Raw genomic sequence first — 23298 nt, 5'->3', positions numbered from 1 at the left:
GCGTGTGCTACAATCGTGCACGCGGCCCGGCCCCGGCACAAGCTAAAGCGTGTGCTACAATCGTCCACAAAATCCGCATACTCCGTCGAGAAATCCGTGTAATCAGTGGTTAAACTGGGCTTCCTCGGTGCTGCCGACAAGGGCGGCGGTGCTGGCCTGGCCGCTGGTTACCACGTTCTGCACGGCATCGAAGTAGCCGGTGCCCACGAAGACCTGGTGCTTCACGGCCCGGAAACCGTGCTGCTGGAGGGCAAACTCGCGCTGCTGCAGCTCGGAGTAGCCGGCCATGCCCTGCTCCCGGTAGGCCGTAGCCAGCTCAAACATGCTGGTGTTGAGGGCGTGGAAGCCGGCCAGGGTGATGAACTGGAACTTGTAGCCCATAGCGGCCAGCTCCTCGCGGAACGTGCTCATTTCCTGCTGGCTCAGCTTGGCGGCCCAGTTGAACGAAGGGGAGCAGTTGTAGGCCAGCAGCTTACCAGGGAACTGGGCGTGGATGCCCTCGGCAAACTGGCGGGCCTGCGCCAGGTCGGGGTGGGAGGTTTCCATCCAGATAAGGTCGGCGTAGGGGGCGTAGGCCAGGCCGCGGGCAATGCCGGCCTCCACGCCGCAGCGCACCCGGAAAAAGCCCTCGGAGGTACGCTCGGCTTCCTGCAGCACGAAAGGCTGGTCGCGCGGGTCCACGTCGGAGGTGAGTAGGTCGGCGGCGTCGGCGTCGGTGCGGGCTACTACCAGCGTGGGCACGCCCAGCACGTCGGCGGCGAGGCGGGCGGCTACCAGCTTGTTGATGGCCTCCTGCGTAGGCACCAGCACCTTGCCGCCCAGGTGGCCGCACTTCTTGGCTGATGACAGCTGGTCCTCGAAATGCACCCCGGCGGCCCCGGCCTCAATCATCATCTTCATCAGTTCGAAAGCATTCAGATTGCCCCCGAAACCAGCCTCGGCATCGGCCACGATGGGCACCAGCCAGTGCACCGAGCCCTCACCCGATACGCTCTGAATCTGGTCGGCGCGGAGCAGGGCGTTGTTGATGCGGCGCACTACGCTGGGTACCGAGTCGGCGGGGTAGAGGCTTTGGTCGGGGTACATGTGGCCGGCCCCGTTGGCATCGGCGGCCACCTGCCAGCCGCTCAGGTAAATGGCCTTTAGCCCGGCCTGCACCTCCTGAATGGCCTGGTTGCCGGTGAGGGCCCCCAGCCCGGCCACGTATTCCTCCGTGTGTAGCTGCTGCCACAGCCGCTCGGCCCCGCGGCGGGCCAGCGTGTACTCAATCTGCACCGAGCCGCGCAGCTTCAGCACATCCTCGGCCGAATACGGCCGCTCAATACCCCGCCAGCGCGGATTCGTGGCCCAATCCTGTTGCAATGCGGCAATCTGTTCCTGCTTGTTCATACGGGTAAGGGGTTAAGGAAGAGGTAGGGAAAGTGAAGGCAAAGCGCGGCCCGGCCGGCTGGCAAAGCGGCTTTTTTAAGCTGGAATTAGGGTTTTGTTCCCCTCCTTGGAAAGGAGGGGTCAGGGGTGGTTGACTCGTTGAACCGTGTTGCTGGGGTCGTTCAACCAAACAACATCAGCACGCGAAACAACCACCCCAGCCGCGCCTTCGGCACGGCGTCCCCTCCTTTGCAAGGAGGGGAGTTGGTTGTTCTAGGCCAACTGCTCGTAGGCTGGCACGGTCAGGAATTCGATGAACTTCTCGCTCATCACCAGCCGGTCGAACAGGCGGGCGGCTTCCAGGTAGCGGCCGGCGTCGTACTGGGCGGGGCCCACTTGCTGGCGGATATGCTCCAGCACGGGCGGCACCAGGCTGCGGTACAGCTCCACCGTCACGGGGCGGCCGTCATCGAGGGTGGTGCCGGGCGTGTGCAGCCACTGCCACACCTGGGCCCGGCTGATTTCGGCGGTGGCGGCGTCCTCCATCAGGTTGTAAATCGGCACACAGCCGTTGCCCCGCAGCCACGACTCCAGGTACTGCACCGCCACGTCGATGTTCAGGCGCAGGCCGGCTTCGGTGATGGAGCCCACGGGGGCGCGCACCAGGTCCTGGGCCGTCACGTGCACGTCGTCGCGCTTGTTGTCCAGCTGGTTGGGTTGGGGCATCAGCTCGTTGAACACGTCCAGGGCCACTGGCACCAGGCCGGGGTGGGCCACCCAGGTACCATCGTGGCCGTTACGGGCTTCCCGGATTTTGTCCTGGCGCACTTTCTCCAGGGCCGTTTCGTTGGCTTCGGGGTCGTTTTTAATGGGAATCTGGGCGGCCATGCCGCCCATGGCGTGAACGCCCCGGCGGTGGCAGGTCTGGATAACCAGCTGCGAGTAGGCGGCCATAAACGGCACTGTCATGGTTACCTCGGCGCGGTTGGGCAGCCGGAACTTGGGGTTCAGCCCCAGCCGCTTGATGTAGCTGAAGATATAGTCCCACCGCCCGCAGTTCAGGCCCGCCGAGTGCTCCCGCAGCTCCCACAGAATCTCGTTCAGCTCGAAAGCGGCCGGCAGCGTCTCAATCAGCACGGTGGCCTTGATGGTGCATTTGGGCTGCTTCAACGACCACTGCGCAAACCCGAACACGTCGTTCCAGAGGCGGGCTTCGAGGTGGCTTTCTAGTTTGGGCAGGTAGAAGTAGGGGGCCGTGCCCCGGGCGCACAGCTCGTGGGCGTTGTGGAAGTAGTACAGCCCGAAGTCGAACAGCGAGGCGCTGATGGGCTCCCCGTCTACCAGCACGTGCTTTTCCAGCAGATGCCAGCCCCGGGGGCGCACCATCAGCACGGCGGTTTGCTCGTTGAGGCGGTACTCCTTGGTGGGCGTGCTCAGCGAGATGGTGCGGCGTACGGCGTCGCGCAGGTTGCGCTGGCCCTCCACCACGTTGGCCCAGGTGGGCGAGTTGGAATCCTCCAGGTCGGCCATGAACACCTTGGCCCCCGAGTTCAGGGCGTTGATAATCATTTTGCGCTCCACCGGCCCGGTAATTTCCACGCGGCGGTCCAGCAAATCGGCGGGCAGGGGGGCCACCGTCCAGGGTTTTTCGCGGATGAGGCGGGTTTCGGGCAGAAAGTCGGGCAGCTGACCAGCTTCAAACTCGCGCTGCCGCTCCGCGCGCCGCTGCAGCAGCGCCCGGCGGGTGGCGTCGAAGCGGCGGTGCAGCTCGGCCACGAAGGCCAGGGCCGAGGGCGTCAGGATTTCGGCGTACTCGGGCGAGAAGCTGCCCAGCACCTTCACCCGCTCGGGAGTGAGAAAAGTGGGCGAGGGTACCAGCGTCTGCAGTTCGGCAAAGGGCGACATAAGCAAGGCGGTTAGGTAAGTGGCAGATAGGAAAGGCGTTCCGGGTGAACACTTCAAACGTACGAAAGCGAATTTTATATAACAAGCGAAAATTCGCTAATTTTTCAGAACGAGCCCAAAGGCGTAGATTTGCGAAGTATTGCGGGGAACAGCGGCACGTGTGCAAATACAGCACGCTTCGGCCAGCCCGGCTGCTCCCTTTTGCCCTCTTTGTACTTTACCACCCGTTTTCCATGCTGAGTCACGGCCAGGTTGTCCGGTTAATTTTTGGCCTGAAGCTGCGCGAGCTGCGCCAGGAGCGCGGCTTCACGCCCGCCGAGCTGGCCCGCGCCTGCGACGTATCGGTGTCGTACCTCAACGAGATTGAGAAAGGCAAGAAGTACCCTAAGGCCGACAAGATTCTGAGCCTGAGCAAGGTGCTGGGCGTCACCTACGACCAGCTCACCTCTCTCACGCTGAGCCGCCGCCTGGAGCCCATTTCCGAGCTGCTGCAGTCGGATTTGCTGAAGGAGTTTCCGCTGGATATGTTCGGGCTGGACCCGCTGCGCATTGTGGAGCTGATTGCCGACGCGCCGGCCAAGATGAACGCCTTTATCAGCACGCTCTTCGAAATTGCCCGCAACTACGAGATGCGCCAGGAAAACTTCTTCCTGGCCGCGCTGCGCTCCTTCCAGGAGATGCACGACAACTACTTCGAGGAGCTGGAGCAGGACGTGCGCACTTTCCTGGTGGAGCACAAGCTGCAGGCCGCCGCACCCTTCGACCGCACCCAGTTGGAGCGGGTGCTGGTGCAGAAGTACGGCTACACCATCGACCGCACTGGGCTGGATGAGTACGTGCACCTGGGCCGCCTACGCTCCGTGTTTCAGCCCAAGCAGCGCCGCCTGCTGCTGCGCCAGGGCCTGAGCGGGGCCCAGGAGGGCTTCGTGCTGGGCCGGGAGGTGGCCTTTAACTATGTGGGCCTCAAGGAGCGGCCCTACGTGAATGCCTCGTTCCCGGTGCGCTCCTTTGAGGAAGTGCTCAACAACTTCAAGGCCAGCTACTTTGCTGGCGCGCTGCTGATGGAGGAGGAAGCACTGGTGCGCGACATTACCCGGTTTTTCAACGCCAAAAAGTGGGAGCCGGCCTTGCTGCTGGATTTGCTCACGAAGTATGCCGTGTCGCCGGAGATGTTCATGCAGCGCATTACCAACCTGCTGCCCCGGCACTTCGGCATCCAGAGCCTGTTTTTCCTGCGTTTCGACCAGGCCAACTCGTCGGCGGCTTACAAGCTCACCAAGGAGCTGCACCTTTCGCGCCTGCACAACCCCCACGGCAACGAGCTGCACGAGCACTACTGCCGCCGTTGGATTTCCCTGCGCCTGATTGCCGAGCTGCGCCAGCAGCCCGCCAGCAACGCGCCCAACTACACGCTGGGCGCCCAACGCTCCCTGTACCCCAACGGCGACGAGTACCTGTGTCTCACGCTGGCCCGCGCCGGCTCGGCCACTGAGCCCGCCGTGAGCGTCACCGTGGGCCTGCTCTGCGACGACACCCTGCGCCAGAAGGTGCGCTTCCTCGACGATGCGGCTATTGTGCAGAAGGAAGTAAACGAAACCTGCGAGCGGTGCACCATCCCCAACTGCGAAGTGCGCGCCGCCGCCCCCGTGGAAATTGAGCGCCGCCAGCGCCAGCAGGAGCTGGAAGCCGCCGTAGCCGCGCTGGTGAATCAGTAAGGCAGAATTGGGGTTGTCCTGAAAAGTGAACAGCTGTCATCCTGAGCGGAGCGAAGGACCTTCTCACGTCTAAACAGATTCGTTACAACGTGGTAAGGTCCTTCGCTCCGCTCAGGATGACAGTATAATCAACTGACCATTTGCGTAAATTCTGGCTGATTTTCCTGCTAACGCTGAGCGTGGCCGTGCTGGCGGGGCTAGGCGGGGCGTGGTACTCGCTCTGGAAGCCCAACGTGCGGTACTCGGCGTTCGGGCCGGCGTACCTGTACATTCGCACGGGTTCTGGCTATGGGGCCGTGCTGGACTCCCTGCGCAAGTACGAGCTGCTGCACGATGAGGCCCTGTTCGACCGGGTGGCGCGCTGGCAGGACTATCCCAGCCAGGTGCGGCCGGGGCGGTATCTGCTGCGGCCGGGCATGGGCAACCGGGCGCTGGTAGAAATGCTGCGCCGGGGCGAGCAGGATACGGTGGCCTTCACCCTCGATGCTTTCAAGTACAAGCCCCAGCTGGCCCGTCAGGTAGCCCGTCAGCTCGAAACCGACTCGGTAAGTCTGCGCCGGCTGCTGCGCGACAACGCCTATTTGCAGCGGCGCTACCAGCTCGATACCACCACCATACTCACCCTGTTCCTGCCTGGGCCTTACCGCCTCCTCTGGAACACCTCGGCCCGGCAGTTTCTTGACTCGGCGGCCGCCACCCACCGCCGCTTCTGGACGCCCGAGCGTCGGCGCCGCGCCGATTCATTGCAGCTCAGCCCCACCGAGGTGCACGTACTGGCCAGTATCGTGCAGCGCGAAACCGCCCAGAAAACCGATAAGCCACTTATTGCCGGAGCCTACCTTAACCGCCTGCGCCGGGGCATGCGCCTGCAGGCCGACCCTACGCTGCTCTGGGCCATCGGCAACTTCGGGGTAAAGCGCGTGCTCAACAAGGACAAGCTGGTGGACTCGCCCTACAACACTTACAAGCACAAAGGCCTGCCGCCCGGCCCTATCACCTCGGCCAACCGCCAGAGCCTGGATGCCGTGCTCAAGCCTGCTCAGCACAAGTACGTGTTCTTCTGCGCCAGGCCCGACGGGAGCGGTTTTTCTGACTTTGCCGAAACCTTTGCCGAGCACAAGAAAAATGCCCGGCGCTACCAGCACTGGCTAGACAGCCTCAACATTAAGAGATAAATAAGGCACTAAAAGACAGCCATAAAAGCGGCTACCCGGCTGATTCAGCTCTCTTCATTAACCTCTCCTAATTCAGCTGAATTCCAGCTACCTTTGCAGCCTATTATCCGAAAAACTGCCTGCATGACGCGACGTTTCCTCTCCGTTGGTTTTTTGTTTGTTTCGAGTGCGGCCCTGGCGGGCGGTTTTCAGAATGGGCCGCAAGGAGCCCGTTTGGTAGGACTCGGTGGCGCGGCCACGGCCTACGCCCGCGACGCCTCCGCTATTTTCTACAACCCCGGTATTCTGGGGCACCTGGATTCGCTCACGCACCTGAGCTTCGGCGGACTGGGCACGGCCCGCACCACCTCATTTTTGGGTACTGACTCACGCCGGCAGACGGTGCAGGATCTGGCTATTTTGCCGGGCGGCTATTTCTATGCCTCGCACCCCATCGCCGACCGGGTGAAAGTTGGCTTGAGCATCAACACACCCTTCGGGTACGACACGCAGTGGCCGCGTCAGTGGGAAGGCAGCAGCTTGGTGCGTTCAGCTAGCCTGCACACGGTTTTCGTGCAGCCCACGGCTGCCTTCAAAATCAACGATAATTTCAGCCTGGGGGCCGGGTTCATCTACGCTTACGGCAACCTGAAGCGGGAGCGGGGCCTTGGTCAGTACGACGACTTGGGGGCCACGGCCCGCTACCAGGCTAGCGGCAGCGGCATCGGCTACAGCCTGGGTATGTACGGCCGTACCGGCGACGATTTGTCGTTTGGCATCAGCTTCCGGGGGCCCGTTTCCTTGAAAATGGACAACGGCAAAGCGGAGTACCAGAACGTGCCCATGCTGGATGCTGCCCGGTATCCGGCCAGCAACTTCACTACGCGAGTAAAACTGCCGTCCACGCTGTCGGTAGGCCTGGCCGACCAAATGACCAAGAAGCTGCTGGTAACCTTCGACTTCGCCCTCACGGGCTGGAGCAGCTACGATTCGCTCAACTTTAAAACCGAAACCGGCCCGCAAGTACGCCAGGGCCGCCGCTACGAGGATGCCATGTCGTTTCGGGTGGGCAGTGAGTACGCCGTTTCCAACGATTTGCAGGTGCGGGCCGGCGTGAGCTACGACGAAACGCCCATCCGTGACGAGTTTATTTCGCCAGAGCTCCCTGATGGTAACCGGCTGGGTGGCTCGCTGGGCGTAAGCCTGCGCCTGAGCCGCGTGATGCTGGACCTGGGCTACGGGCTGGATGTGGCCGGCAAACGCACCGCCCGGGTGAACCGCACCCAGTATCAGTCGCCCAACATTGCGGGTAACTACCGCACGCTGGTGCACACGCTGGCTGCTGGGGTTTCCTACTCGTTTGGCTCCAAAAAATAACCGCTCCTGACTTCTCTTATGCAACGCTTTTCTCTTTCTGCAGCAGAACGGATGTCTGGCCGGACGCTGCGCGCCACTCTGTTGCCACTCACGCTGAGCCTGTTGGCTGTGGGTTGCTCGCCCGATCAATCGGAGCCCACGCCTAGTGCCGGTACGCTGGATGTGTACAAATACCTCGCGGTGGGTGACGGCTACACCGCCGGCATCAGCGACGGGGGCCTGACCGCCACCGGCCAGCAGTACGCATATCCCAATCTGATTGCCCAGCAGCTCATTCGCATCAACCCCGCGGCCACCTTTACGCAGGGCGTACTACCGGCGGGTGTAGGCACGGGCTACCTAACGCTGCGCGGTATCAGTGACCGGGGCTTACCCCAAACTACGTACGTGGCCCGCAACCGGGCCGTGCGCGGTACCTACTCCATAAATGCCGCGGCCTGTGGCGGCCCTGATACCACGTTCCTGTACGCGCAAGCGCCTGCTTCGCCCCTTAGCCAAAACCTGGGTGTGCCGGGTCTGGGTCTGGCGCAAATTGAAGTGGCTGGCTTGGGCAATACCGCCAACCAGTCCCGCTACGGCAGCTTCAACTCGTATTTCGAGCGGCTGCTGCCTACCAACGATAACCGCACCTACCTGCAGACGGTAACGGACGCCTCGTCGTCGGCCACGTTCTTCACGTTCTTCATGGGCCTGGGCGATGCGCTGCCCTACGTGCTGAGCGGTGGAGAGTGCATTACGCCGCCCGTTTCAGCTACGCTGAACGCCAACGCGAAGAAAGTGCTGGACCGCCTCACAGTCGGCGGCCGCCAGGGTATCATTGCCTTACTGCCCACCTTGCAGAACCTGCCGGTGCTGCGTTTGGGAGGAAAGGATGGAATCCGGAGCAGCCTGACCCAGGGAGCCAGCCCTGATTCTATTTACGTAACCTCGTCGGTGGCATATTCCACGGTAATCCGGGAGGTGCGGGCCATTTCGGCCAGTGACTACATTCTGCCGGCCGGCCTGCAGCAGCTGGGGGCTTCGCGCACGGTAACGCTGCCGGGCGGCGGCACCCGCACGGTAGGGTACGGCCTCAGCAAGCGCGCGCCTATCGAGTCGAAATATGTGCTGGACTATCTGGAATACAACAAAGTAGGGCCACAGATAATAGCCCTGAGTACGGAACTGAAGCGCTTGGCTGAAGTAGAATATAAGCTGCCCACGGTGGACCTGGAAAATGAGCTGTTCACGCAGGTGAACAATCGTATTTCGGTAAATGGTGTGGAATATTCGTCGGAGCCGGTGCGCGGCAATTTCTACTCGCTTGACCTGTACTCGCTGACCCCCAGGGGCAACGCCCTGTTGGCCAATGCCTTCATTCGGGCCATCAACCGGAACTACCAGGCCAACATCCCCTTCGTTGACCCCAACGCGCTACCCACTACGGCCCGGCCGCAGTAGGGCGCAATAGCATTCAATTTCTGGCAAGGCCCTGCTTCGGCGGGGCCTTGTTGCGTTTAGAGCGGAAACAGCCGCAACTGCAGCGTATCACGGGCGGCGGCTTGCTGGAGCTGCAGCGTTTCGGTGTATCCCAGCCCGGTAAACTCCGAGTGCTCCAGAAACAGTAAGGGGCAGGTCAGCATCGGCTCGGGCCAGGCCGCTACCGGCTGCCGCTGTTGCAAGTGCCGGAAATGCCGAATGTTGGCCACCCGCCAGTAAGCATCCAGTAACACGTAGCGTTTTCCTCGTTGGTAGTGAGCCGGCAGTTGCCGTTCGTCCAATATGGCCTCAATGGAATGCACCGGACTCCAGAATGGGGCAAAACCCAGCCCTACGGTGCTGACAATCGGCCCCTCGCCCTGGCCTTCCAGCCAGCCCACCAGCTTTGGATAATTGGTAGGTGAATAGGCGTAGATTTCGCGCTGAATCCGGTATAGATTCAGCCCGATGGCAACAGTAACGACGCTGATCAGTGCCCCGGCAGGTAACCGCCGCAACTGCAGCAGCGCCAAGGCGTACCACAGCCCGTAGGCCCACAGCAGCCCCCGGGGCGCTTTCACCAGCAACGACATACCCGCCAGCAGGCACCACCCCCACACTGCCAAGTACAGCTCCGGCGGAAGCGGAGCGCCGCGCCGTACCTGCCGAAGCTGCCACAGCGGCCCCAACAGCCCCAGCCACACCAGCCCCGATTCAAAATCCCAGAGGTAGCGCAGGTAGTACAGAAAATCGGGCCGTAGCGTGGCACCCCGGCCCGCCGCGTTGGCCGCATCCGGGAAAGCCACTTTGTAATAGATGGCTGGCCACACATACCAGCGCAGCCCGGCCGCAACACCGACACTGCCCAGGACTACGTAAGGTAGCAGTAGCAGCAGCAGCACCCGCCACCAGTGGCCGTTCCGCCACAACAGCCCATCGGCCTGCCACCACTCCAGCACGGCCAGAATAGGGAGCGTGAGCAGGAATTTGTAGTTGAAGCACAAGCCCAGTACCAGCCAACCAGCGGCTCGGTACAAAGTAGTCGGGCCGGGCTGCTGCAGGCGGCGCTGATACGCACCCAGCAGCCCGGCAAAACACAGCAGGCTCCAGGAACTCATGGTAAAGTCCCGGCCTGAAAAGGTGAGGAACACGCTGGTGCCCATCAGCAGCACTAGAAGCCCGGCCTGCCAGTCGGGCAACTGGGTCAGCCGCGCTACCACGCGGCTCAGCAGGCCCAGGGCAGCCACCGCCACCAAGGCATTCAGGTGCTGGAAAACCCGGTAGTCGGTAGTGAGCCATGCTACCGGGGCGTACACCAACGCGAAGGCCGGGCTACCGTGGTGAAACAGGTGCCGTAAGTTTCCCTCGGCCACCTCCTGCACAATCTGCCAATTCCGCACGGAATCGTAATCGGGCAGGGCGGCCCCGGCCAGGCCGTGCAGCCGCACAGGTGCTAGAAGAATTAGGGCAGCCAGCCACCACGCAGATTTTGGTGCAGAAGATGTGGAGAAGGGGCGAAGCGTCATGCCAATGAGTGAGCCGGGCAGTGGCAGCAGTCTGCTACGCCGGATTTTTCCAGGTGAATATTGCCGATTCCCGGCGATACCGCCGTATTTGCAGCACCAAGAAAACAAGTAAAAGCAGATGCGTTGTGTAATTCAGCGGGTGCGGCACGCCCGTGTAACAGTAGATGGCCGCATCACGGGACAGATTGGCCCCGGCCTGCTCGTGCTGGCGGGTTTTGCCCCCGACGATACAGCGGCCCGCCTCGACTGGATGGCGCGTAAGCTGACCCAGCTCCGGATATTTTCCGATGACGAAGGCAAGATGAACCGCTCAGTGCAGGATATAAAAGGGGAGGTGCTGGTAGTTAGTCAGTTCACACTGCTAGCCGATGCCCGCAAAGGCAACCGCCCCAGCTACATTGGGGCCGCACCGCCACCTATTGCCGTACCGCTTTACGAGCAGTTTGTGCAGCAGGTGAGCAGCCTGCTGGGCCAGCCAGTGGCCACCGGCGAGTTTGGGGCTGATATGCAGGTGGAGCTGCTCAACGACGGCCCCGTTACCATCGTGCTGGACTCGCCGCAAGATTGAAATGATAAAAGATGAAGGTGTGAATTGTGAACCAGCACTATTTTCACCGCTGCACCTTTCACCACTTCACCTTCGCTCATGACCATCGAAGAAGCCCAGCAAACCGTTGATACCTGGATTCAGACTACCGGCGTCCGATATTTCAATGAACTGACCAACATGGCCATGCTCACGGAGGAAGTGGGAGAAGTAGCCCGCATCATTGCCCGGCAGTACGGCGAGCAGTCCTTTAAAGAGTCCGACAAAGATAAAGTGCTGGCCGACGAGCTGGCGGATGTGCTGTTCGTGGTTATCTGCCTCGCCAACCAAACCGGCGTAAACCTCACGGAAGCCCTGCAGCGCAACCTCACCAAGAAAACCCAGCGCGACGCCACCCGCCACCAGCAAAACGAGAAATTGCGGTAGCACTTACTGCACAAAAAAGCCGGCCGCCCCTACGCTTGGTAGTGGAGCGGCCGGCTTTTTTCGTGTTCTGAGAAAGGCTAGCTCTTGAAATCAAAAGGGCCGGCTACCTGCCCGAAATCCAGGCCGTGGCGCTGGGCGGTTTCCAGCAGCAGCGCGTGTTGCCAGGGGCGCAGGGAAGCATCGGCGCCCTGCTCAATTATATCGGCAATGAGGCGGTTGCTCAGCACCAGGTTGGCCATAATGGGGCTGTGGTCTTCGGCCAGATGGGTTTTCAGCGACATCAGCAAGGCCTCGCGGGCATCGGCCTGGGCGGCTTTGGCCCCGGTGAGGCGGCGGCGAAACGGGAAGCGGCGCTGCTCCAATGACTGCGGAGGCTCCGGCTGCCGGTCTTCCTGGGACAGGTTCACCAGCCGCTCGGCAAAGGGGCTACGCTTAAGCTCGGGGTGCAGGCCGGGGGCGTTGCGCAAATGGCCTGAGCTGGTTACGGGCAGGCGGGTAAGCTCGGCTAGCCGGTCGTTGCTGGCCACCATGTACGAGGGCCGGTCGATGTGACGGGCCACCTCGTCGCGCAGCAGAAACAGGTCCCGGAACATGGGCAATTCCTGGGGCTGAATGCGGTATTTGCCCGCCAAGCGCAGGTAGGGCCGCTCGTCGCGGGAGTAGCGTACTTCTTCCAGGGCTTCGTTTTCCTGGGCGGCCCAGGCGGTGCGGCCCAAGGCGTCCAGCTTGGCTTGTAGCCGGTCGGTCAGCTCAAACAGGTAGAGCACGTCGTTGGCGGCATACTGCATCTGAGCGTCCGTGAGGGGGCGTTTCAGCCAGTTGGATTTCTGCTCGCCCTTGTCTACCTCAATGCCCAGTTCCTGCTGAATGAGCCGGCCCAGAGAGATGTTATTGTCAGATTCGGCCAGTAAGGTGTACTGCACGCTGGTATCCACAATGTGGCGCACGTGCACGTTGTATAGCTCATCCAGCAGCAGAATATCCGACTTGCAGCTGTGGAACACCTTGGCTACTTGCGGGTCGCGGAGTACGGCCCAGAGCGGTTCGAGCTCCTGGGCCGGGTTGGTAAGGGCTAGCGGATCGATGAGGAACACCGTGTTGCCGTCGAACAGCTGGATAAGCGCCAGGTTGCGGCCGTAGCGGTAGCGCATATCATCAAACTCCAAATCAATGGCAATGCGCGGCTGCTGATGAACGGTTTCCGCAACCTGCGCAACGGCCGCGGCATCGGTGATATACTGGATATCGGGCATTAACTACGAGAAATCGAGGGGTGAAATGAAGGTTTGCGGGCCTCCAAGGTAGGGTAAAGGTAGGAAGTGCCAGAATCGGAAGCTAACTGCCGGTAACGGGGCGTACTAAATTCGAATAGACACTCAATAAGCAGACTTGTTGCAAACTATATACATTTGCTTATGAGGATATAGCGTTTGCAGACGTTTATATCCGATTTTCCGCGGTAGTAACCGGCCGCATAATTTTCCTGTTTCGGCGTTTCAGCCGGTATTTTTCACTCAATACGGCCTAAGGAGGGTCAAACGTGTATGAAAAAACATTTTCTCATTCCGCTGGCGTGTGGTGTGCTCGTGGCAACTGCTGCCACAGCCCAGACGCGCATAGTGAGCGGACGCGTAACAGATGCCACTGGCTCCAATCTGCCAGGGGTAACGGTGCTGGAGCGCGGCACCAGCAATGGTACCAGTACTGGTGCCGATGGTAGCTTTACCCTATCGGTACAACCCGGAGCTACGCTGGTGTTAAGTTCTATTGGCTTCGAAACTCAGAACGTAGTAGTAGGGGACCGTACCAGCATTAACGCAACGTTGAAAAGCAGTGCGACTGAGTTGGGCGAGGCGGTGGTAGTAGGCTATGGCACCCAGGCCAAGGCCGATATTACGGGCTCTATCGTGCAGCTCGGGGGCAAAGACGTGCAGAATACGCCTGTTCCTTCTTTTGAGCAGGCTATTCAGGGTAAAGCCGCCGGGGTGTTCATTGAGAACAGTAGCGGAAAATTAGGGCAGGGTATCAAAGTACGAGTGCGGGGTGCCACTTCGGTGAGTGGTGGCAACCAGCCGCTGTACGTGGTAGATGGGGTGCCGATTATCTCGGAAAGCCAGTCGGGTATCAGCGCCGAAACGAACCCAATTGCTGACCTGAATGCCAATGATATTGAATCCATCAGCATTCTGAAAGATGCCGCCGCTTCGGCCATTTACGGCTCACGGGCATCCAATGGGGTAGTGCTGATTACCACGAAGCGCGGCCGGGAAGGGGCCACGCGTTTCAACCTGAGCTACCAGACCGGTACCAGTACGCCTACCCGCAAGCGGGACTTTCTCAATCCCACCGAATACGTGGACTTGGTGCGGGAGTCGGCCGCGAATGTGGGTTTGACTGCTTTTGCTGAGACGCGCCTGCAACGCTACGCTGCCGGCAACACGAATGTGCTGGCCTACGGTACCGACTGGCAGGAAGAAGTATTTCAGTCAGCTCCGTTTCATCAGATTGATCTGAGTGCAAACGGGGGCTCTGATAAAACGAAATTTTACGTTTCAGGGGGATATAGCGACCAGAAAGGTATTCTGGTGGGTAACCAGTTCAAGCGGATTACCACACGTACCAACCTCGACCATAAAGCGTCGGATTTCTTCTCGCTGGGCCTCAATTACTCCCTCAGCCGCACAGAAAATAAGCGTCTAGCTGCCGATAACGCGTTTTCCAATCCTATGCAGATTGTGGCGCTGTCGCCCATCACACCGCTGATAGACCCGCGCACCAACCAAATCAGTGGGGCGCTGGACAACGCAACGGGACTGCCAAATACCAACTTCCCGGTATACTACAACCCGTTGCTGAATACCATTGGGGCTTCTTATCTGGCTACAGTTTACCGTAACCTGGGTAATATTTACGGGCAGCTGAACTTTACCAAGCAGCTTTCCTTCCGCTCGGAGCTGGGCGTTGACCTGCTCAGCCAAGAAGAAGATTCCTATTACGGTCGTCTGACGGCCCGTAATACCTCCTTCGCCGACAATGGCAATGGGACCAACCGTACGGTAACTAACGGCCGCTTCATTACCAACAACTTCGCTACGTTCCGGCCGGTACTGGGCGAGCAGCACAGCCTAGAGCTGGTAGGCGGTTTCTCATTCGAGAAGCGGCGGGTGAAATCTAACAGCGTATCCGGCCAGCAGTTCCCCAGCGACGCGTACAAACAGATTGCCAGCGCTGCCCTGATTAGTGCCGGCTCATCGTCGCGCACGGAAAGCTCTCTGGTATCGTGGTTTGGCCGGGCCAACTACATCTTCAGCAACCGATACCTGATCAACGCCAGCTTCCGGGCCGATGGTTCTTCGCGTTTTGGCAGCAATAACCAGTTCGGTTTCTTCCCGGCAGCTTCGGTAGGGTGGGTACTCACCGAAGAAGCTTTCCTGAAAGATAACGCGGTTATCAGCCTGATCAAGCCCCGCGTGAGCTACGGTATCACGGGCAACCAGTCGTTCCCGGATTTTCCCTGGCAGGCACTGTACTCCGATGCCGGCTACGGCGGAGTACCCGGCCAGGCACCGGTGCAGATTGCTAACCCCGACCTGAAATGGGAGACGACCAGCCAGCTGGACGTAGGGTTGGATTTCGGGTTCTTTAACAGCCGCCTGACGGGTGAGATAGACCTGTATCGTAAGAATACCTCCGACCTTGCTCTGAACGTAAACGTGCCCGGCACCAGCGGCTTTGCCCAGCAGTTCCGCAACGTAGGCGACCTGGAAAACAAAGGCTTGGAAGTAGCCTTGAACACTCGTAACCTGGAAGGCACCAATTTCACGTGGTCTACCAGCATCAACGCCTCTGCTAACCGCAACAAAGTAAAGAATCTGCAGGGGCAGATTATTGAGGGCGGATTCCTCAACCGGGCGCAGGAAGGCCAGCCGCTGGGCGTGTTTTTCGGGGTGGAATATGCCGGAGTAGACCCTGCTAATGGCGACGCGCTGTACTACCTGAATACGACCAACGCCGACGGTTCGCTGGACCGCAGCACCACAGCCGATTATAATGCTGCTCAGCGGGTTATTCTGGGCAATCCGAATCCTAAATGGATTGGCGGGGTTACCAACACATTCACTTTCCGCAACCTCATTGACTTCTCGTTCACCTTCCAGGGGGTATTTGGAAATGAGGTGTACGACGGAGGCGGAAAGTTTATGTCAGTCGGCTTCAACAACGGCTTCGATAACCAGACCCGTGACCAGTTGCGGCGCTGGCGCAACCCCGGCGATGTAACGGATGTGCCTCAGGCGCGTCTGTTTGCCGGCAATGGTGTCGGCGAATCTTCGCGCTTCCTGTACGATGCATCCTACGTGCGCCTACGGACGGTGACGCTGGGGGTTAATATTCCCAAATCGTTGACTTCATATGCCCGCATCAACAACGCCCGTTTGTTCTTCTCAGGCGTGAACCTGCTCACATTCACCGATTACAAAGGCTGGGACCCGGAAGTAAACACCGACTACATCGCCAGCAATATTTCGCAGGGTAACGACTTTTATTCTGCTCCACAGGCCAAGACGTTCACCGTAGGGCTGAACATCGGGTTTTAATCATCCTCTGATCTTTTTTGGACATGAAATATTCTGTTGTTCGTTCTCTTCTGGTAGCTACCACGCTGGGGCTGCTACCGTTGGCTAGCTGTAATGACGAGCTGGATATCACGCCCAGCAACACGGTACTGGCCGAAGACGCACTGAAAACTTCGGCCGACGTTGAGGCGGCCATGGTGGGGGTATATGACCGTCTGGGCGCTCAGGCCCTGTATGGCGGGCAGCTGCAGTTTATGGGAGAGTTGCTGGGAGATGCTGGCGACCTAGCCTTCGTGGGTACCTTCAACCAGCCGAACGAAGCCTACCGTAAAGCGCTGTTGGTTAACAATACCTTCGTAGCCCAATCCTGGCTGGCCGGCTACCGCACCATCAATAACGCCAATAGTGTGTTGGCCGCAATTGATAAGGTAACGGCAGCTCGTCGGAACCGCATTGAGGGGGAAGCACTGTTGGTGCGGAGTCTGGTGTACTTTGACTTGGTGCGCTACTACGCTAAAGCGTGGAATGATGGCAATCCGCAGAGCAACCCCGGAGTACCCCTGGTGCTTACGCCCACTACCAGCCTGGGTAGCGACAACCAGGTAGCCCGAAACACAGTTGCCGAGGTATACACGCAGGTACTGCAGGATCTGGAGCGTGCCAAAACCCTGTTACCGGTTACCAATGGTATTTTCGTGAACAGGAGTGCGGCTTCGGCTATCCTTTCCCGGGTATATCTGCAGCAGGGCCGCTACACGGAAGCTGCCGCCGCGGCCAGTGAGGTAATTGCCAACACTCGCTACTCGCTGGATGAATCGGTAGAGGCGGTATTTACGAATACCAAAGCCTCCCCGGAAATCATCTTTTCGCTGCAGGTTTCCAATCAGGATGGCATTAATGAGTTAAATACCTATTTTTCAGAGTTAAGTCGGGCGGATATTGAGATTCAGGAGCAGCATCTGAACCGCTACGAGGCGGATGATACGCGCCTGAACCTGTTCGGCAGCTCCGGTGGCACCAACTACCTGCTCAAGTACGATGACCCATATGCCAACGTCGTGTTGATTCGGCTGGCGGAGATGTACCTGACGCGCGCGGAAGCACGTTTTCGGCTGGGTAATACGGCCGGTGCCCTTACTGATTTGAACCTCGTACGGGTACGCTCAGGCTTGGCGCCACTTACCAGCGCTCAACTTTCCCTTAATGCTATTCTGCGGGAGCGGCGTCTGGAATTGGCCTTTGAAGGCTTCCGCCTGCACGATGCCAAGCGTACGCAGGAGGCCATCGTTAACTCAGCGCCCAACGTGAATGTGAACTTGGTGTGGAACTCACCCCGCCTGATTTTCCCGATTCCTCGCCGTGAAATCGACGTAAATCCCCGGTTAGTACAGAATGAAGGATACTAATAGGTGATACTTCTTATAAAGAAAAAGGCCGCTCTCAGAGTGGCCTTTTTCTTTATTCTTCATCTTCTTCAGTAAGATGGCTGAAGTCCAGCTTGGGAGCCAGCCGTAGCGCTTCCCGGATAACGTCGTCCATGAGGGGCTGGGAATCGGCATCGAGGGTGCGCTCGAACAAATGGAGCAGCTGCTCGCCTTCATCGTTCACGTACAGGTCGGCGTAAAGACGCTCAAACGTGGCGGCGTCTTTCTGGATGGTAGCATCAATGGCTCCCACGGAAGGCGCTTTTAGAGCCCGCAGCAGCACCTCCAGCACGGCGCGGCCTTCCTCCAGGTCGCCGAGGTCGGAGAGGAGCTTCATGAGAGCTAGCGCCACGCCCAGGCGCACCCGCTCGAACCGGTACGCAATATCCTGCGGATTGGCCTGCTCAAAGGTGCGGTAGGCAGCCACAGTAGTAGGGTGGAGGTAGCGGGCGGCATCAGCGGGCTGGGCGAAGGCCAGCTCCAGCAGCCGCTGGTAAGGAGGAACAAGCATGAGAAGTGCGAAAAACGGCTGCCAGCGCCAGCCGGCAAAATATTATCGGGGTATGTTGTAACCCCACGGCGCAAAGGTACGATTGTGCAAGGTGAAGCTGGTTGCTGCGGTTGCCGCTGCCAGCCCCGCTTGATTTTCGTTCTTTCTTCTCTCCCGAATTCCTCATGACGCACAAGGAAAAATGGTTGGTTTTCGCCCCTGCCGGGCTGATGGTCATTGGCCTGGGCAGCTGCCTGGTGCAATGGGCCGCCGACAAGAAACGCAACGGCCACCCTACGAAAGAGTGGGTCGCGGCCGGCACCGCCGCTTTAGTGGTATTTAATGCTGGTATCAGCCTGTTTGGCCGGGGAGTAGTGGAAAAGGTGAAATACGACCTCCACGAAAAGCCTGCTGAGCTGGACTATAACAACGTGGCAAGATTGTAATGCCAGCAAAATAAAAAGAGGCTGACTACTCGTGCCACTGCCGGCATAGCCCGGCAATTGGTACAAGTGGTCAGCCTCTTTGCTATTCCGCTTCGCTACAGAACGCGCACCTTCAGTTGGGAGGCGTGCTGGGGCGAGTGGTACAGCCGGTGCGTAGCGGCCTGGAAGTCTTTTTCATCAGCCTCGAAGATGTTGGGTACGAAGGTTTGGGGGTTGCGGTCCACCAATGGGAACCAACTGCTTTGCACCTGCACCATGAGGCGGTGGCCTTTGCGGAAGGTGTGGCAGAGGTCCTGCACCACAAACGGCACGGCCGTTACCTGCCCTGGTACAAAAGCCTCTGGCTTGCTGAAGCTGTTGCGGAACCGGCCGCGCATCACTTCCGAGCGCACCATTTGCTGGTAGCCGCCCAGCTTCACGGCGGGGTTCAGGCTGGCGTTGTTGGGCGTATCGTCGGGGTACACGTCAATGATTTTAACTACCCAGTCGGCATCTGTGCCGGTGGTGGCTACCTGCAGCAGCGCATCAATGGGGCCCGCCAGCGTGAGGTCCTCGGTAAGGATGGGCGTCTGGTAGGTGAGTACATCGGGGCGGCGGGCGGCAAAGCGCTGGTCATCGGTCATATACTCACGGGTCATGCCCACGGCGGTAGCTTCGGTGAAGGGCACCGGGTGGGCCGGGTCGCTCAGGAACTGGTCAAACTCCGCGTTGGCCCGGTTTTTTTCATCGGCTTCATCCAGAGGCTTGTCAAAGCCAATCATGCCGTTCGACTGGAAATACATGGTGCGCTCCTGGGCCGCTTTCGGGGGCCAGGCGTCGAAGGTGCGCCAGCGGTTGGTGCCACCCTCAAATACGGTGGCTTCGGGCACGGCGGCCGGCTTGCCATCTTTCAGGTACGACTTGAAAAACGGCGCTTCAATTTCCTTTTGGTAGTACAGGGAAGGCGACTCGCCGTAGGCCACGTTACCGACCATCTCGCCGGTGCCCCGGGCCCAGCCCCCGTGCACCCAGGGGCCCATCACCAAGCCATTGCGCATACCGGGGTTCTGCTGCTCAATGGTTTCGTAGATTTTCAGGGCTCCAAATAAGTCCTCGGCATCATTGAAGCCGCCCACCGTCAGCACGGCCGTGCCTTTGTTGAGGTTTTTGAGGTGGGGCCGCAAGTTGCGGGCCTGCCAAAACTCGTCGTAGTTGGGGTGCTGGGTCATTTCGTTCCAGAACGCCACCTGTCCCTTATAGTACTTCGCGTCGGCATTTTTGAGCGGACCCATCTTCAGGAAGAAGTCGTAGCCATCGGGCGTGCCGTGTTTGAAGCCAGGGTTGCCGGTGGGCGTGGGCTGGGGCCGGGGCAGGCCGAAGGAAGCCAGGAAATTGAAAGCGTGGGGCAGGAAGAAGGCCCCGTTGTGGTGAAAGTCGTCCCAGAACCAGTCGGCAATAGGGGCCTGGGGCGAGGACGCCTTCAGGGCCGGGTGGCGGCTGAGCAGGCCGGTAGCGGTATAGTAGCCGGGGTAGCTGATGCCCCACTGGCCCACGCGCCCGTTGTTCTTCGGTCCCTTTTTCAGCAGCCACTCAATGGTGTCGTAGGTATCGGTGCCCTCGTCGATGTCGGTTTTGCCCTTGTAGCTGTCCTTCTCGGGTCGCACATCCACAAATGTACCCTCCGACATATACCGGCCCCGCACGTCTTGGTACGCGAAGATGTAGCCCTCGTGCATCATGGTGCTGCTGGGGCCCAGGTTATACTTGTATTTGCCCTTGCCGTAGGGTCCCACGGCGTAGGGCGTACGGTTGAGCATGATGGGGTATTTCACCTTGTCGGCGTCGTTGGGGGCGTACACCACGGTGTATAGCTTCACCCCGTCGCGCATCGGAATCTGATACTCCGTTTTGGTGTAGTGCTGCTGAATGTAGAGCGTATCGGCCAGCACCACGGCCATTTGCTGTTTTTCGGCTTCTGTCGGCAGCGGATACGATACGGGCTTCTGGGCGTGGGCCGCCAGCGTGCCAGCGGCCAGTAAGGCTGTCAGGCCAGTCAGGCGGAGGGGAGAGGTGGGCATGAATAGTGGGATAGAAGTGGAAAGGGGCCGTCGGCAGCGTCGTGGTTTCGCATTAGCACGAAGGGCGTGGCTGCTACAGAGAAAGATGCAGCCAAAGTAGGGGAAAAGCATCCTTCGACGGGGATTTTTCTGCTTTCTTTGACTCCCCAACCTATTCTTCCCGTTCCGGCTCCGGCCGGCTTAACCTCCGCGCTTGTGCGACACTTACTTTCCTGGTTTGCGGGCCTGCTGCTGTGCTGCGGGCTAGCCGCTCCCGGCTGGGCCCAAACTACCGCCGATGGCCCGCTCCTGACTCCCCGCCAATTCCTGGGCTACGAACTGGGCACCCGCTTCACCCCCCACGCCGAGCTGCTTCGCTACGTGGAACACGTGGTGCAGCACAGCCCCGGCCGCATGAAACTGCAGCGCTACGGCCGCACCTACGAAAACCGCCCGCTGGAGCTGGTGTATGTGACCACGCCCGAGAACCTCACGAACCTCGACGATATCCGCCGTAATAACCTGCGCCTGGCCGGTCTGGAAAGCGGCTCCGCGGCTACCAAGCAGCCGGCTGTGGTGTGGCTGAGCTACAACGTGCACGGCAATGAGGCCGTGTCGTCGGAGGCCGTAATGCAGGTGCTGTACGACCTGGCTAACCCCCAGAACCAGCAGATGCAGCAGTGGCTGCAGAACCTGGTGGTGATTGTGGACCCCTGCGTGAACCCCGACGGGCGCGACCGGTACGCGCAGTGGTACAACCGCGTGGCCAACCAGCGGCCCAACGCCTCGGCCCTAAGCTGGGAGCACCATGAGCCCTGGCCCGGTGGCCGCTACAACCACTATTACTTTGACCTGAACCGGGACTGGGCCTGGCAAACCCAGCAGGAAAGCCGCCAGCGCATTGTGGTGTACAACCAATGGCTGCCCCAGGTGCACGCCGATTTCCACGAAATGGGGCCGAATAACCCGTACTACTTTTCGCCGGCCGCCAAGCCTTTCCACGCCGACCTCACCGCCTGGCAGCGCAAGTTTCAGGACATTATCGGGGACTATAACCGCCGCGTATTCGATAAGAACAACTGGCTGTACTTCACCCGCGAAACCTACGACCTGTTCGCCCCCTTCTACGGCGACACCTGGCCCAGCTTCAACGGGGCCATTGGCATGACCTACGAGCAGGGCGGTGGCAGCCCGGCCGGTTTGAGCTACGTGAAGGCCGATGGCGATACGCTTACTCTGGCCCAGCGCATCGAGCACCACCACGCCACCAGCCTGGCCACGCTGCAGGCTGCTTCTGACCGCCACGAAGAGCTGGTGCGCGAGTTTCAGAAGTTTTATACCGATGCCCGTACTAAGCCCCGCGGCGAGTACAAATCCTACGTGCTGGCCGGCTCCTCCGACCCCGGCCAGGTGCGCGCCCTCACCCAGTACCTCGACCGGCAGCAAATCAGCTACGGTTTTGCTACCAAGCGCACCCGCCAAACGGGCTACAACTACACCACCGGCAAAACTGAAAGCGTACAGGTAGAGCCCCGCGACGTGGTCATCAGCATGTACCAGCCCAAATCCACGCTGGTGAAAGTGCTGTTTGAGCCCCAGGCTCAGCTGGAAGATTCCCTGACCTACGACCTCACGGCCTGGTCGCTGCCTTACGCTTTCGGTCTGAAAGGTTACGCCCTGAAAAATCAGTTGCCGGTTACCAGTTCCCAGTTGCCAGTAGCTACGGTAGTAGAGAAAGGCGGTAAGCCGGCCCCAACTCCTACTACTAATTCCCAGCCGGTAACTGGCAACAATCAACCCTATGCTTACCTGGCCCGCTGGAACAATCTGCAGGATGTGCGCTTCCTGAGCCGGTTGCTGCAGCAGGGCGTGAAAATCAGGGTGGCCGATGAGCCATTCGAAACCGAGGGGCAGCAATACCAGCGCGGCACCCTCATCATAGCCCGCACCGGCAACGAGCGAATGGGCACCCGCTTCGACCAATTGGTACATGCCCAGGCCGACTCGGCCGGCGTGATGGTGCAGGCTGTACAATCGGGCCTGTCTACCACCGGTGGTGACCTGGGTTCCCGCTCCGTGCGGCCTCTCAAAATGCCTAGTGTAGCCATTCTGGCTGGCCCGGGCGTAGATGCCACGGCGTTTGGCGAGGTATGGCACTTCTTCGAGCAGCAGGTGGGCTACCCCGTCACGGTGCTTGGCACGGACTATTTCAACAGCGTGCCGCTCAGCAAATTCGATGTGTTGGTGCTGCCCGATGGCCGCTACGACGATGTACTAACCGAGCGGGGCCTGGACAACGTGAAAACCTGGGTGCGCGGCGGTGGCCGCCTCATTGCCCTGGAAGGCGCCTCACGCTTCCTCGCTGGCAATAAAGACTTCCTGCTGAAAACCAAACCGGCGGACACCGCCGCCAGCAAGAAAGCCAGCCCGTACGCCGCCCTGCGCCGGTATGCCGATGCCGAACGGGAGGAAATTGGGGAGCGGGTGCAAGGCAGCGTGTACCGCGTGCAACTCGACAACACCCACCCGCTGGCCTTCGGCTACGGTAACACCTACTACGCCCTGCTGCGCGACGTGCCCAACTACCGCTTCCTGCCCAAAGGAGGCTGGAATGTGGGCGTGCTGAAGAAAGACAGCTACGCAGCCGGTTTTGCCGGTCGTAAGGCCCAGCGGGCCCTCACCGACAGCTTCGTACTGGGCACTCAGGACATGGGCCGGGGGCAAGTAGTATATCTCGGCGACAACCCTTTGTTCCGGGCTTTCTGGCAAGGGGGTAAGCTATTGTTCGGTAATGCCGTGTTCATCGTCGGGCAATAAACCCAGAAGTATTTAGCAACAAAAGCCCCATCAGC

General features: G+C 59.9%; 16 protein-coding genes. 10 read left to right on the top strand and 6 right to left on the bottom strand.

Annotated features, from left to right (window positions below):
• Positions 1–102: 102 nt before the first annotated feature.
• Complete coding sequence (aceA, locus tag LF252_RS11860; RefSeq protein WP_226269808.1) at positions 103–1389, bottom strand: isocitrate lyase; 1287 nt, start codon at positions 1387–1389, stop codon at positions 103–105.
• 252 nt (positions 1390–1641) lie between these two features.
• Positions 1642–3273 (bottom strand): malate synthase A, encoded by a 1632-nt coding sequence (gene aceB / locus LF252_RS11855; protein ID WP_226269807.1) that lies wholly within the window; start codon positions 3271–3273, stop codon positions 1642–1644.
• A 233-nt stretch (positions 3274–3506) separates the two neighbouring features.
• Between aceB and LF252_RS11850 the strand changes: the two genes are divergently transcribed.
• The 4 genes from LF252_RS11850 to LF252_RS11835 all read left to right on the top strand — a co-directional run bounded on the left by LF252_RS11850 (position 3507) and on the right by LF252_RS11835 (position 8959).
• Complete coding sequence (locus LF252_RS11850; protein WP_226269806.1) at positions 3507–4988, top strand: helix-turn-helix domain-containing protein; 1482 nt, start codon at positions 3507–3509, stop codon at positions 4986–4988.
• A 140-nt stretch (positions 4989–5128) separates the two neighbouring features.
• Positions 5129–6163, top strand: coding sequence for an endolytic transglycosylase MltG (gene mltG, locus LF252_RS11845; protein WP_226269805.1), 1035 nt, complete (start codon positions 5129–5131; stop codon positions 6161–6163).
• A gap of 123 nt (positions 6164–6286) precedes the next feature.
• Positions 6287–7519 carry an OmpP1/FadL family transporter gene (locus tag LF252_RS11840; protein WP_226269804.1) on the top strand — a complete coding sequence of 411 codons (1233 nt, stop codon included), beginning with the start codon at positions 6287–6289 and terminating at the stop codon, positions 7517–7519.
• Positions 7520–7537: 18 nt separating this feature from the next.
• Entirely contained in the window at positions 7538–8959 is a 1422-nt protein-coding gene (locus LF252_RS11835; RefSeq protein ID WP_226269803.1) for a hypothetical protein, read from the top strand.
• A 56-nt stretch (positions 8960–9015) separates the two neighbouring features.
• Here the strand turns inward: LF252_RS11835 and LF252_RS11830 are convergent, their stop codons facing one another.
• A complete protein-coding gene (locus LF252_RS11830) occupies positions 9016–10425 on the bottom strand; it encodes a hypothetical protein (RefSeq protein ID WP_226269802.1) in 1410 nt (469 codons plus the stop codon).
• 196 nt (positions 10426–10621) lie between these two features.
• Between LF252_RS11830 and dtd the strand changes: the two genes are divergently transcribed.
• The gene (dtd, locus tag LF252_RS11825) at positions 10622–11071 is read left to right on the top strand and encodes a D-aminoacyl-tRNA deacylase (protein WP_226269801.1); all 450 of its coding nucleotides are present in this window, start codon (positions 10622–10624) and stop codon (positions 11069–11071) included.
• A gap of 78 nt (positions 11072–11149) precedes the next feature.
• The gene (locus tag LF252_RS11820; protein ID WP_226269800.1) at positions 11150–11476 is read left to right on the top strand and encodes a nucleotide pyrophosphohydrolase; all 327 of its coding nucleotides are present in this window, start codon (positions 11150–11152) and stop codon (positions 11474–11476) included.
• Positions 11477–11553: 77 nt separating this feature from the next.
• Here LF252_RS11820 and LF252_RS11815 read toward each other — a convergent pair whose 3' ends face one another.
• Positions 11554–12729, bottom strand: a complete 1176-nt coding sequence (locus LF252_RS11815; RefSeq protein ID WP_226269799.1) for a ribonuclease D — start codon at positions 12727–12729, stop codon at positions 11554–11556.
• A 291-nt stretch (positions 12730–13020) separates the two neighbouring features.
• On the opposite strand from LF252_RS11815, the gene LF252_RS11810 reads away from it, so the two are divergent.
• Together LF252_RS11810 and LF252_RS11805 are read left to right on the top strand one after the other, a co-directional pair.
• Positions 13021–16071, top strand: a complete 3051-nt coding sequence (locus LF252_RS11810; RefSeq protein ID WP_226269798.1) for a SusC/RagA family TonB-linked outer membrane protein — start codon at positions 13021–13023, stop codon at positions 16069–16071.
• A gap of 23 nt (positions 16072–16094) precedes the next feature.
• Positions 16095–17456, top strand: a complete 1362-nt coding sequence (locus tag LF252_RS11805) for a RagB/SusD family nutrient uptake outer membrane protein (protein WP_226269797.1) — start codon at positions 16095–16097, stop codon at positions 17454–17456.
• A gap of 52 nt (positions 17457–17508) precedes the next feature.
• On the opposite strand, the gene LF252_RS11800 is transcribed toward LF252_RS11805, so the two are convergent.
• Positions 17509–17985 carry a hypothetical protein gene (locus tag LF252_RS11800; RefSeq protein ID WP_226269796.1) on the bottom strand — a complete coding sequence of 159 codons (477 nt, stop codon included), beginning with the start codon at positions 17983–17985 and terminating at the stop codon, positions 17509–17511.
• Between the two features lie 164 nt (positions 17986–18149).
• Between LF252_RS11800 and LF252_RS11795 the strand changes: the two genes are divergently transcribed.
• Entirely contained in the window at positions 18150–18410 is a 261-nt protein-coding gene (locus LF252_RS11795; RefSeq protein ID WP_226269795.1) for a hypothetical protein, read from the top strand.
• 95 nt (positions 18411–18505) lie between these two features.
• Here the strand turns inward: LF252_RS11795 and LF252_RS11790 are convergent, their stop codons facing one another.
• A complete protein-coding gene (locus LF252_RS11790) occupies positions 18506–20467 on the bottom strand; it encodes a CocE/NonD family hydrolase (RefSeq protein WP_226269794.1) in 1962 nt (653 codons plus the stop codon).
• Between the two features lie 195 nt (positions 20468–20662).
• On the opposite strand from LF252_RS11790, the gene LF252_RS11785 reads away from it, so the two are divergent.
• Positions 20663–23263, top strand: a complete 2601-nt coding sequence (locus LF252_RS11785; RefSeq protein ID WP_226269793.1) for a M14 family metallopeptidase — start codon at positions 20663–20665, stop codon at positions 23261–23263.
• Positions 23264–23298 lie beyond the last annotated feature (35 nt).

It is taken from the genome of Hymenobacter pini (genome assembly GCF_020421205.1).
GTDB lineage: Bacteria > Bacteroidota > Bacteroidia > Cytophagales > Hymenobacteraceae > Hymenobacter > Hymenobacter pini.
The sequence above is the reverse complement of the archived record's forward strand: the minus strand, read 5'-3'. Positions and strand labels throughout refer to the sequence as shown.

Bases quoted from the DNA above. Each gene is read 5' to 3' on its own strand.
- aceA (WP_226269808.1), bottom strand. From the start codon at position 1,389: ATGAACAAGCAGGAACAGATTGCCGCATTGCAACAGGATTGGGCCACG.
- aceB (WP_226269807.1), bottom strand. From the start codon at position 3,273: ATGTCGCCCTTTGCCGAACTGCAGACGCTGGTACCCTCGCCCACTTTT.
- LF252_RS11850 (WP_226269806.1), top strand. From the start codon at position 3,507: ATGCTGAGTCACGGCCAGGTTGTCCGGTTAATTTTTGGCCTGAAGCTG.
- LF252_RS11840 (WP_226269804.1), top strand. From the start codon at position 6,287: ATGACGCGACGTTTCCTCTCCGTTGGTTTTTTGTTTGTTTCGAGTGCG.
- LF252_RS11835 (WP_226269803.1), top strand. From the start codon at position 7,538: ATGCAACGCTTTTCTCTTTCTGCAGCAGAACGGATGTCTGGCCGGACG.
- dtd (WP_226269801.1), top strand. From the start codon at position 10,622: ATGCGTTGTGTAATTCAGCGGGTGCGGCACGCCCGTGTAACAGTAGAT.
- LF252_RS11820 (WP_226269800.1), top strand. From the start codon at position 11,150: ATGACCATCGAAGAAGCCCAGCAAACCGTTGATACCTGGATTCAGACT.
- LF252_RS11815 (WP_226269799.1), bottom strand. From the start codon at position 12,729: ATGCCCGATATCCAGTATATCACCGATGCCGCGGCCGTTGCGCAGGTT.
- LF252_RS11810 (WP_226269798.1), top strand. From the start codon at position 13,021: ATGAAAAAACATTTTCTCATTCCGCTGGCGTGTGGTGTGCTCGTGGCA.
- LF252_RS11805 (WP_226269797.1), top strand. From the start codon at position 16,095: ATGAAATATTCTGTTGTTCGTTCTCTTCTGGTAGCTACCACGCTGGGG.
- LF252_RS11800 (WP_226269796.1), bottom strand. From the start codon at position 17,985: ATGCTTGTTCCTCCTTACCAGCGGCTGCTGGAGCTGGCCTTCGCCCAG.
- LF252_RS11795 (WP_226269795.1), top strand. From the start codon at position 18,150: ATGACGCACAAGGAAAAATGGTTGGTTTTCGCCCCTGCCGGGCTGATG.
- LF252_RS11790 (WP_226269794.1), bottom strand. From the start codon at position 20,467: ATGCCCACCTCTCCCCTCCGCCTGACTGGCCTGACAGCCTTACTGGCC.